Source organism: Arthrobacter sp. Bi26 (assembly GCF_918697925.1).
In the GTDB taxonomy this organism is placed as follows: domain Bacteria; phylum Actinomycetota; class Actinomycetes; order Actinomycetales; family Micrococcaceae; genus Arthrobacter.
The window spans coordinates 1-3442 of record NZ_CAKKMF010000178.1; the positions used below are offsets into that span (position 1 = coordinate 1).

Sequence of the window (3442 nt, forward strand, 5' to 3'; positions counted from 1 at the left end):
GTCCGGAACCGGCTCCGGGATGCTGACCGCTCATGGTGTTTCTCCTTAGGGTGCGGATCGGTGTTCACCCCAGAGTGCTGAGGGATCCTGTGCCTGGGCTGTGCGGGCCGACAGCCGGGCCTGTGACGTTCGGGCGGGGCGTTAGTCTCCGATTGAGCGCTGCCGGAGCGGCACCTACGGCCCGGGAAGGGCATCCAGCTCGCTAGGCTGGGATTCACAGGTGCCGCACAGGGTCCCCAAAGCCCCGCCTAACCGGCAGATCGGAGAGTTGTCCCATGGCCACTTCGCACTCCATGACTAACAACCTTCCCCAGCTCACGCATCCGGATGGCTCCCCCATCCGCGCGCTGGTGGTGGACGACGAGCCCAGCCTCTCCGAGCTCATGAGCATGGGCCTACGGATGGCCGGCTGGTCCGTGGCCGTGGCGGAAGACGGGCCTGCCGCGGTCCGGCTTGCCAAGGACTTCCGCCCCGACGTGCTGGTGCTGGACGTGATGCTGCCCGGGTTCGACGGCGTCGAGCTGCTGAGCAGGATCCGCGCGTTCGCGCCGGAGGTTCCGGCGCTGTTCCTCACGGCCAAGGATGCCGTCCAGGACCGCATTACCGGCCTGGCGGCCGGCGGCGATGACTACGTCACCAAGCCGTTCAGCATGGAAGAGGTGCTGCTGCGCCTGCACAGGCTGGTCCAGCGCTCCGGGGTGGCCGCCATGGACACCGCCGAGCTGGTGGTGGGGGACCTTGTACTCAATGTCGACACCCGCGAAGTCACCAGGGGCGGTGAGGAGCTGCATCTGACCGCCACGCAGTTCGAGCTGCTGCGCTACCTCATGGAAAACCCCAAACGGGTCATCAGCAAGGCCCAGATCCTGGACCGCGTCTGGGACTATGACTTCGGCGGCCAGGCGAACATCGTGGAACTGTACATTTCCTACCTGCGCAAGAAGGTCGACGCCAACCACGCTCCCATGATCCACACGGTGCGCGGCGCCGGCTACGTACTGAAACCGGCGGACTGATCCGTGCCTTCACTTTCCGGTGTGACACGCGTGCCCGGGCGCGACTGGCGCAACCCCTCCACGTGGCATTTGCGCACCCGGCTGGTTCTCGTCGCCATGGCGCTGCTCGTGGCTATCTGCGGCGCTGTGGGACTGTTCAGCTACGCCTCCATGGACTTATTCCTGACCCGGCAGCTCGATGACCAGCTCGGCCAGGCTTCGCACCGCTCGAGTGAGTTCAGCCGGCCCCCTGCCGGCAACCCCAATGGCAGGCCGGATCCCTTAGACGCGCGGGGACAAAGGGTCGGCACCCTCATCGCCCGGATTGAGAACGGCAACGTCGGCAGTGCAGGCTTCCTGGCCACCGACGCCACCCGCGCCTCGCTGTCATCGGAGGACGACCAGATCCTCCTGGGACTACGCACCGACGGTCTCCCCGTTGATCGCACGCTGTCATCCGGCGCCTACCGTCTCGTTGCCACGCAGACCCCATATGGCGACACCATTGTCACCGGGCTTCCCCTTGCCGATAAACAGAGCACCCTGACCTCCCTTGTCTGGACCATCACTATTGTGTCGCTTGGCGGAATAGTTCTGATCGGTCTTGCCGGGACTGTGCTCATCCGCCGCACCATGAAGCCGTTGGAGCAGCTCTCCGAGGTGGCCACCCAGGTTTCCCGCCTCCCGCTGGACGCCGGCGAGGTGGCGCTCGGGGTGCGCGTCCCGGCGTCGGCCGCCCACCGCGGAACCGAAGTGGGCAGCGTGGGCTACGCGCTGAACCAGATGCTGGACAACGTCTCCAATGCCCTCGAGGCGCGGCAGGAGAGCGAGATGAAGGTTCGGCAGTTCGTCGCCGATGCCTCGCACGAACTCCGAACCCCGCTGACGGCCATCCGCGGCTACACGGAGCTGATGCGGATGACCGAGCACTTCACTCCCGACGGCCAGAGATCCCTCGCGCGCGTGCAAAGCCAGTCCGAGCGGATGACCACCCTGGTGGAGGACTTGCTGCTGCTGGCACGCCTGGACGAGGGACAGCCGCTCAAGATCTCCGACGTCGACCTCACCCAGTTGGCCATCGAGACGGTGAGCGATGAGAAAGTCATGGCCCCGGACCGCATCTGGCAGCTGGAGCTTCCGGAGGAACCCGTGGTGGTGCGCGGTGACGCGACCCAGCTTCACCAGGTCCTCGCCAACCTCCTGTCCAATGCACGCAAGCACACGGACCCCGGAACCAAGGTGGTTACGGGCGTCATGCGTTCGGCTGACGGCAGCGCCATGGTCACTGTGACGGACAATGGCCGCGGCATCGCCCCCGAATTCGTCGGCCGGGTCTTCGCCCGCTTCGCACGTGCCGACGCGGCGCGCACCAATCCCGCGACCAGCGCCGCAGCCAGCGCCGCAGCTAACTCAGCCGTCGCGACGGCGGGGGCCCGGTCCGGGGGCGCCGTGCGCTCGGCATCCGGCGCTGCTTCCGGTGCTGCTTCTAGTGCCTTTGGCATGGCAGCCGGAGGCAGCCATGGTCAGGGAACGGCGACTGCCGCGCCGACCTCGGAGGGCACGAGCGGGTTGGGCTTGTCCATTGTCCATTCGATCGTGGAGGCCCACGGAGGAACAGTCGAGGTCACGTCCCGGCCTGGCCGCACGGAGTTCGCCGTGCGGCTGCCCGCGGCGCCGCCGTCGGCGTAGCCACCCACAGGCCCCCACCCGGACGACCGGCGACTCCGGCGCAAGCCGACACCCCGCCGCTGTGACTCCTGTTACCAAAATGTGACTTAAGCGGCCGGGTCCTGTAGCGTCTTTGGGGTGCGCCGCCATTGGTGCCGCATATCCGGACGGACGCCAAACTCTGCCGCTTCCCGGATTCCGCTGGACCAGGCAGAGGCGGGGGACCCAGAGTTCCCGGGCATTCTGCTTTCATGCGCCCTCGGGGTGAAGCCGACACGTGAGTTTCCGTGCGGCCGGATGACCTCATCCGAACCCGACAGCTAACTCCGCCGGCGTTGAGAGGCCACCATGACTGAATTCCAAGTACAAACGCGCCCTGACGGCGATTCCCATTCCCGTTCCACCAAGTCGCGCCACCGCGCCGAACCGGCCACGCAGGCATCCGCCCTGTCCAGGCTGGCCACCGGCCTCGGCATCACCGGCCGCCGCGCCGCCGTCATCACCGCCGCCTGCGCCATGCTGGTGGGGGGCGGCGCTGCCAGCCAGGCGGCAGAGCCGGGGAGCCCGGGCACGAACGTTGGAAGCAGCCAAACAGCCACCACCGCCGACCCGCTGGCCAAGCTCAACTTCGAGCGGGCCCAGGTGGCTGGGCCGACCGCTCCAGTGGAAAAAAACGTGGCACCCCAGATCTCGCAGGTTAAGGCCGTCGAAGCGCTGATCCAAGCACCCGCTGCTCCCGTGCCGGCTCCCTCAGCCCCCGCTCCTGCACCGGCTCCTGC

2 protein-coding genes, 1 pseudogene and 1 riboswitch are annotated in these 3442 nt (G+C 67.3%); all 3 genes and pseudogenes read left to right on the plus strand.

What is annotated here, in order from left to right; genetic code table 11:
• The first annotated feature begins 275 nt into the window (after positions 1-275).
• Positions 276-1016, plus strand: a complete 741-nt coding sequence (locus LQV16_RS23140; protein WP_229996174.1) for a response regulator transcription factor — start codon at positions 276-278, stop codon at positions 1014-1016.
• A gap of 21 nt (positions 1017-1037) precedes the next feature.
• Complete coding sequence (locus LQV16_RS23145) at positions 1038-2684, plus strand: HAMP domain-containing sensor histidine kinase (protein WP_229996175.1); 1647 nt, start codon at positions 1038-1040, stop codon at positions 2682-2684.
• 168 nt (positions 2685-2852) lie between these two features.
• A riboswitch (cyclic di-AMP (ydaO/yuaA leader) is annotated at positions 2853-3010 on the plus strand.
• A gap of 1 nt (position 3011) precedes the next feature.
• Positions 3012-3442, plus strand: a pseudogene (locus LQV16_RS23150) (hypothetical protein); the annotation flags it as partial.

Bases quoted from the DNA above. Each gene is read 5' to 3' on its own strand.
- LQV16_RS23140 (WP_229996174.1), top strand. From the start codon at position 276: ATGGCCACTTCGCACTCCATGACTAACAACCTTCCCCAGCTCACGCAT.